Origin of the sequence: Comamonas badia DSM 17552 (assembly GCF_000484635.1) — a bacterium.
Taxonomy (GTDB): domain Bacteria; phylum Pseudomonadota; class Gammaproteobacteria; order Burkholderiales; family Burkholderiaceae_C; genus Comamonas_C; species Comamonas_C badia.
The window spans coordinates 41,588-48,156 of sequence record NZ_AXVM01000010.1 but is presented as its reverse complement, the minus strand read 5'-3'; the positions used below and the strand labels follow the sequence as shown (position 1 = coordinate 48,156).

The 6,569-nt window shown below is 68.9% G+C and carries 8 protein-coding genes; all 8 read left to right on the top strand.

The features are described from left to right. Window positions 1-525, top strand: a 525-nt coding sequence (locus K320_RS0116575; RefSeq protein WP_024539919.1) for a DUF2285 domain-containing protein, incomplete at its 5' end; no start/stop codon positions are given. A gap of 83 nt (window positions 526-608) precedes the next feature. Then, a complete protein-coding gene (locus K320_RS0116570; RefSeq protein WP_003107109.1) occupies window positions 609-890 on the top strand; it encodes a helix-turn-helix transcriptional regulator in 282 nt (93 codons plus the stop codon). 26 nt (window positions 891-916) lie between these two features. Then, window positions 917-1,774 (top strand): replication initiator protein A, encoded by an 858-nt coding sequence (locus tag K320_RS0116565; RefSeq protein ID WP_024539918.1) that lies wholly within the window; start codon window positions 917-919, stop codon window positions 1,772-1,774. 289 nt (window positions 1,775-2,063) lie between these two features. Next, the gene (gene parA, locus K320_RS0116560) at window positions 2,064-2,702 is read left to right on the top strand and encodes a ParA family partition ATPase (protein WP_024539917.1); all 639 of its coding nucleotides are present in this window, start codon (window positions 2,064-2,066) and stop codon (window positions 2,700-2,702) included. After that, window positions 2,699-2,983 (top strand): hypothetical protein, encoded by a 285-nt coding sequence (locus K320_RS0116555; RefSeq protein ID WP_024539916.1) that lies wholly within the window; start codon window positions 2,699-2,701, stop codon window positions 2,981-2,983. Before parA ends, K320_RS0116555 begins: the two co-directional genes overlap by 4 nt. Continuing rightward, window positions 2,980-3,525: a DUF2840 domain-containing protein gene (locus K320_RS0116550; RefSeq protein WP_024539915.1), complete on the top strand. Its 546-nt coding sequence runs from the start codon at window positions 2,980-2,982 to the stop codon at window positions 3,523-3,525. Before K320_RS0116555 ends, K320_RS0116550 begins: the two co-directional genes overlap by 4 nt. Further along, on the top strand, window positions 3,522-4,109 hold the full coding sequence (locus K320_RS0116545; protein WP_024539914.1) for a S26 family signal peptidase: 588 nt from the start codon (window positions 3,522-3,524) through the stop codon (window positions 4,107-4,109). The genes K320_RS0116550 and K320_RS0116545 overlap by 4 nt, the downstream gene beginning before the upstream one ends. Before the next feature lie 460 nt (window positions 4,110-4,569). After that, on the top strand, window positions 4,570-6,555 hold the full coding sequence (locus K320_RS0116540; RefSeq protein ID WP_024539913.1) for a relaxase/mobilization nuclease and DUF3363 domain-containing protein: 1,986 nt from the start codon (window positions 4,570-4,572) through the stop codon (window positions 6,553-6,555). Window positions 6,556-6,569: the final 14 nt, after the last annotated feature.

Sequence of the window (6,569 nt, the reverse complement as noted above, 5' to 3'; positions counted from 1 at the left end):
GCCGTGGTGCAGCTCCATCCCGACGCCGATCCACCCCCCGACGCCGCGGTGTTCGCGTTCTGGCACCTTCCCGGCCACAAGCAACTGCTCCACGACGGTAAGGGGCTGGCGCTGATCGCGCGCAGCCCAGGCCATTGCCTGCGCTTCGCCCTGGCGCCCGGCCTGGAAGACGGCATGGCCGTGGTCCAGGCCCACCGCGGCGGTGCTCTTGCGCCTGCGCGCCGTCATTCGCTGGGCACGGCCCTGTTCATCGTCAATCCCCGGCCAACGCCCGCCGCATTGATGGAGCTGCACACCTTGCAGGCGTTCGACGCAACCCTGGCGGGCGCGTCCTTGCGCGATGTGGGCGAAGGGCTGTTCGGTGCCGACGCCGTGGCCGATTGGTACAGCGACGGCGGCCTGCGCTCCAAGGTGCGCCGCCTCGTGCGGCGCGGCGACGCGCTGATGCGCGGCGGCTATCGCCGCCTAGCACAGCTTCCGCCGCTTGAGAAGGGTCGTTTTGAAGGGAGTGCAAAACGACCCTGAGCAGGAGGGCCGCGTTTTCTGAGACTGCCTCCATCCGGTCGCGTCGTGCGACCGGGCGTTTTCAACCGATGGAGGTTCACACCATGCGTCCCGCTCCCTTGCGGCCTGCCGCCACTGTCTCGACCGCTGCCGCGCAGCCCCAACGCTATCTCACCAACGACGAAGCCGCCGAGTACCTGCGCCTGTCGCCGCGCACGCTGGAGAAGCAGCGCGTGATCGGTGGCGGCCCGCGCTTTCGCAAGTTCGGGCGGCGCGTCATGTACGCCGTGGCCGACCTCGATGCCTGGGCCGCCGACCGCAGTTTCGAGACGACCTCCGATCCCGAATACGCCGAGCACCACTCGGCCGACAGCCGTGCGCGCTGACCGCTGGAGTGCGGGAGGCCATCGCCATGTCCAGCACCGCGCTGCCATCCCGGCAGCGGCCGATGCAGGAGCGCGAACAGCTCGACCTGTTCCGCGCCTTGCCCGGCGACATGGCGCCGCGCGACAGCCAGGATTTGATGGCTTATCCGTTCTTCTCTTTGGCGAAGTCCAAGCGGGTCAAGCCCATCGACTTCCGCGCGGGCAACGTTACGATCCGCGTGGAGGGCACGCAGGAGCACGGCATCGCCACAATTTGGGATGCGGACGTGCTGATCTGGGCGGCCTCGCAGATCGTGGAGGCGAAGGACGCGGGCCTGCGGCCCTCGCGGCTGATGCGCGCCACGCCCTACGAGATCCTGCGTTTCATCGGGCGCGGCAAGTCGCTGCACGACTACCAGCGCCTCAAGGCCGCGCTGGATCGGCTGCAATCGACCACGGTGGCCACGTCCATCCGCGAGACGACCGGGCGACGCTTGCATCGGTTTTCGTGGATCAACGAATGGAAGGAGCTGGCCGATGCCAATGGCACGCCGCTGGGCATCGAGCTGATCCTGCCCGACTGGTTCTATGCGGGCGTGCTCGACGCCGCCCTGGTGCTGACCATCGACCCGGCGTATTTCCGGCTGACCGGCGGCATCGAGCGGTGGCTGTACCGGCTGGTGCGCAAGCACGGCGGCAAGCAGGAATACGGCTGGCAATTCGACTTCCGCTACCTGCACCAGAAGTCCGGCAGCACCGCGAAGCCCTACGACTTCGCCTGCGACCTGCGCGCGCTGGTCGCGCGGCAGTCGCTGCCCGGCTATGTCCTGGGCATCGAGAGGATGCCGGACAACGGCATGGAGCTGCTGACGTTTCGGCCCGTGCCGCAGACGGCACGGGGATAACTTCGGGACAGCCTGTGAATGGTGTCGTGCTATCAGGCGTGCGGGGTATCGTGCTATCAGGCGTGGGACTATCGTGCTATCAGGCGTGCCGATCGGCCGCAAACCCGTGCCAGCATTGGGTTTGCGCGTCCTCTAACTTCCCTAACTTAATTTCTCTAACTTTTAGTAGAGAAGCGCCGCTGCGGTGGACAACCACCACGCGGCCACAAACGGCAGACAAAACCGGCCGCCAGTCGGCAGGTTTTGCAGGCGACTCCAAGCAAGGCTTTCCAGCATGGAGGGCCAGGCCATGATCGTCGCGATGCTCAATCAGAAAGGCGGCGTGGGCAAGACCACGCTCGCCACGCACATCGCCGGCGAGCTGGCGATGCGTGGCCAGCACGTCGTGCTGCTGGACGCCGACCCGCAGGGTTCATCCCTGGACTGGACGCAGCGCAGAAGCCAGCAAGGCTTGCCACGGCTGTTCAGCGCCGTGGGCCTCGCACGCGAAACGCTGCATCAGGAGGCGCCAGAACTCGCCAGGCGGGCCGATCACGTCGTCATCGACGGGCCGCCGCGCATCGCCGCCTTGGCGCGCTCCGCGCTGCTGGCGGCCGAGCGCGTGCTGATCCCGGTGCAGCCCAGCCCCTACGACCTGTGGGCCAGCGCCGAGATGGTGACGCTGATCCGCGAGGCGCAGGTGTTCCGGCCGCTGCTCCGCGCGGCCTTCGTCATCAATCGGCGCGTCAGCACCACCATCATCGGCAGGGAAGCGCGGCAATCGCTGGCCGAACAGCCGCTGCCGGCGCTACGCGCCGAGGTGTGCCAGCGCATCGTGTTCGCCGTCAGCGTGGCCGCTGGCCGGCTTGCGCGCGAGACGGCACCGGACAGCGCCGCCGCACGGGAAATCACCGCCCTGGTGGACGAACTGCTGCGGTGGACGACATGACAGCGAAGCCACCGCCGAACAGCAAACGTGCGGCAAAGCGCGTCGGCATCGGCGCGCGTCCGCCCGCGAATCCGCACGCCGAGGCGTGGATTCGCCAGGGCGATGCCGATGCGCTGGGCAAGGGCGACCTCTACACCGCCCGCCTGACCCTCGACATCACGCCCGCCATGCGGGCGCGCATCAAGGTGTCGGCCTTCACGCAAGGCGTGACCGTGGCCGACCTGCTGCGCGGCCTGCTGGAGCGCGAGTTTTCAGAACACCGCAGGGAGAACACGCCATGAACGCATCCGCTTCGCTTGCCAATGTATCCATTGCCTTCGCGACCACCGCTGCGCTCGCAGCCCCTTCCGTCCAGTCTGCCAGCGCGCCGCTGACGCGCGTGGCGTTGGCCTATATCGAACCGCGCTTCAAGCTCTACCTGCGCTTCGGCGAACCTGCGCGCACGCGCCAGCTCGACCGCTGGCGGCGCTGCGCGGTGTTCCTGCCGGGCGCCATGTTCTGCCGCATCCGCTGGCAGGCTAACGACTACGGCACGATTCGCTGGCAGCTCATGGTGATGCAGGCTTGCACGCCGCTCGATGCGGCGCAGCGCATTCCCGGCGTGCAGCCGGGCGCGCGCCTGCTGCTGCACGCCGAGGGCGACGGGCAGGTGCGCGCCGTGCTGGAGCGCATCGACGCCATCGAGGCACTGGGCATCGCGCCTGTCGCCGTCTCGCCCGCGTACTGGCGCACGCTCGCCAACCGGCTCGCCGCGCGCCTGCCGCTGCCCGAATACACCGCCGAGCGGCACGCCGCCTGGCTGGCCGGGAGGACGCTGCCATGACCGCCGTTTCCACTACGGGCCTCGCGCCGCGTCCTCGCTCGCGCCTGCGCGCCCGCATCGTGCTCGCGGGCCTCGCCGCCTGCGGCCTCGCTGCGCTGGCCTGGGCGTCCTTCGTGCATCCATTCCCGCGCCTGATCTACAACCCGTCCGACAGCGTTCCCGTGGGCTGGTATCGCGTCGATCCGCTGCGCCATCGGCCCGGCTCGCTGCCACGTCCATTGTCCGTGGACAGCATCGTCCTGACCACACTGCCGCCAGACGCCGCCGCGCTGGCCGCGCAGCGCGGCTACCTGCCGGCGCGCGTGCCGCTGCTCAAGCGCGTGGGCGCAGTCGCGCCACAGCAGGTTTGCGTTTTCGATGCGCTGGTGTGGATCGACGGCGTGCCGGTGGCTGCCGTTCGGCCCGCCGACCGGCTGGGCCGTCCGCTGCCATCCTGGCCGCAGTGCCGGCAGCTTCGGCCTGGCGAACTGTTCCTGCTCAGTGTGACCAATCCGGCGTCGTTCGACAGCCGGTATTTCGGGCCGGTCAGCGCATCCGCCGTGATCGGCGTCGCGCACCCGGTCTGGCTGGAGACACGCCCATGATGGCGGCCGACTTGCTGCACGTTGGTGTGCATCTTGTCGTGCGATCGGGCGTGTCGTTCTGCTGGCTGTCGCCGTGTCGTCGCGCATGCAGTGCGGGTGCCAATCCTGCGCATTGGGCACCGCACTTCGCGCTGCCTTCGGCGCAGCCACCCCACGTGCAGGCGTCTTGCCTCGAACGCTGCCGGCCTGCGGCCGTCGCCGCGTTCGCCGGCGCGCCGGCTGCTCACGCAGCAGCGCCGCCGGGCCGCCGCTGCCCGGAGCGTCAGCGAGGGGCAAAGGCGGAAGGCAAGACAAAAGGACGCGGCACCAGGCCGCGTCGAAAGCCAGTCTGCACATGGGGGTTGCGCGGCACGCAGCGGCTTTGCCGCCGTGCCGCGTGGGGCGCGAGGCCCGCGCCAATGCAGGCATGTCCGCGTGCTTCGCACGACCGGACACGCCGGAGTTTGCAGGGAGCACAGCCATGACCGACCGCCGCGACGACGATTTCCGCATCCGCCCCAGCGCCCCGAAGAACCGAGGCAAGGGCCAGGGTCAGAGCTTCGTTTCCAAGGTGCTCAAGCAGGCAGGCAAGGCCGGCAGCGGCAAGTCCTCGGTGCGCCGTCCGGCATCGGCGCGTGGCACCGGCCAGCGCCCCGGGTCGCGCCTCGGGCGCGGCCACACGGCGGCGCGCTTCGCGGGGGCGAAGCTGACGCCCCTATCTCGGCGTGTGACCATCAAGACGCTGTTGGTCAACCAGCGCCAGGCCAGTCCGCAGTCGCTCGCCAAGCACCTGCGCTACATCGAGCGCGATGGCGTGGGGCGCGATGGCGAGCCGGGCCGGGCCTATGGGCCGCAGACCGATGCCGCCGATCTGGATGCCTTCAAGGAACGCTGCGCCGACGACCGGCACCATTTCCGCTTCATCGTCTCGCCCGAGGATGGGGCCGAGTTGGAAGATCTGCGTACCTACACGCGACACCTGATGAATCGAATGGAAGCCGACCTGGGCACGCGGCTGGAATGGGTGGCGGTCGATCACTGGAACACCGACAACCCGCACACCCACCTGATCGTGCGCGGGCGCGACGATACCGGCAAAGATCTCATCATCGCGGGCGATTACATCGCCGATGGCTTCCGGCATCGTGCGTCTGAGCTGGCGACCGAGTGGCTGGGGCCGCGCACCGAGCTGGAGATCCAGCAGACCTTGCAGTGTGAGGTGGAGCAGGAACGGTGGACGAGCCTGGATCGCACGCTGAAGCGCGAGCTTGGCGACGGCGGTCAAGTGCAGATTGAACGCTTCAACGAGCCGCGGCTGCAACGCCAGCGCCTATTGCTGATCGGCCGCCTGCAGCGTTTGCAACGTCTGGGCCTGGCCGATGAAGTGCAGCCCGGCACCTGGGCCGTCCATGCCGACGCCGAAAAGACCCTGCGCGTCTTGGGCGAGCGTGGCGACATCATCCGCACCATGCAGCGGGCCATGCGCGGCGAGTCGCGCGAGCTGGCGGTGTTCGAGCCGGGAGACGACGGCCGAACCATCCTCGGCCGCGTGGCCGCGAAGGGGCTGGCCGACGAGCTGCGAGACCGGGGCTATCTGGTCATCGACGGGGTGGATGGCAAGGCCCACTACGTCGCGCTCAACGCCCGCGACGAGCTGGCGAACTACCCAGCCGGTGCCGTGGTGGAGGTGAAGGGATCGGCCGACGTGCGCGCCGCCGACAAGAACATCGCCGCACTGGCGAGCGGTGGCCTGTACCGCACCGACCACCACTTGGCGGTGGCACAGGGCCAGGCCGTCCCCGGACGCGACCCGCAGGAGGTCGTGGCCGCCCATGTCCGCCGGCTGGAAGCCCTGCGCCGGGCGGGCATCGTGGAGCGCGTGGCCGAAGGGCTATGGAACGTGCCGGGCGACCTGCCCGAGCAAGGCCGCCGCTACGACGCGCAGCGCTTGGGCGGCGTGGCCGTTGAGCTGAAATCGCACCTGCCCATCGCGCGACAGGCGAGCGTGATCGGCGCCACTTGGCTCGACCAGCAGTTGATCGGCGGTGGCTCAGGCCTGGGCGACCTGGGCTTTGGCAGTGAGGTCAAGGATGCGCTGCAGAAGCGAGCCGACTTCCTGGCCGAACAGGGGCTGGCCGAGCGGCGCGGGCAACGCGTGATCCTGGCGCGCAACCTGCTGGGCACGCTGCGTAATCGGGAACTGGCGCAGGCCGCCAAGGATATTGCGGCCGAAACTGGCCTGGAGCATCGACCGGTGTCAGATGGACAGCGCGTGGCCGGCATCTACCGGCGCTCGGTCATGCTCGCCAGCGGACGCTACGCCATGCTTGATGACGGCATGGGTTTCAGCCTGGTGCCGTGGAAGCCGGTGATCGAGCAGCGGCTGGGGCAGCAGATTGCGACGACTATGCGCGATGGCGTTGCGTCGTGGGATATGGGGCGGGGACGTGGGATGTCGATCAGATGAACTGAGCGAGAACA

Coding starts and splice junctions, on each gene's coding strand:
- K320_RS0116540 (WP_024539913.1), top strand. CDS start 4,570: ATGACCGACCGCCGCGACGACGATTTCCGCATCCGCCCCAGCGCCCCG.
- parA (WP_024539917.1), top strand. CDS start 2,064: ATGATCGTCGCGATGCTCAATCAGAAAGGCGGCGTGGGCAAGACCACG.
- K320_RS0116570 (WP_003107109.1), top strand. CDS start 609: ATGCGTCCCGCTCCCTTGCGGCCTGCCGCCACTGTCTCGACCGCTGCC.
- K320_RS0116545 (WP_024539914.1), top strand. CDS start 3,522: ATGACCGCCGTTTCCACTACGGGCCTCGCGCCGCGTCCTCGCTCGCGC.
- K320_RS0116550 (WP_024539915.1), top strand. CDS start 2,980: ATGAACGCATCCGCTTCGCTTGCCAATGTATCCATTGCCTTCGCGACC.
- K320_RS0116555 (WP_024539916.1), top strand. CDS start 2,699: ATGACAGCGAAGCCACCGCCGAACAGCAAACGTGCGGCAAAGCGCGTC.
- K320_RS0116565 (WP_024539918.1), top strand. CDS start 917: ATGTCCAGCACCGCGCTGCCATCCCGGCAGCGGCCGATGCAGGAGCGC.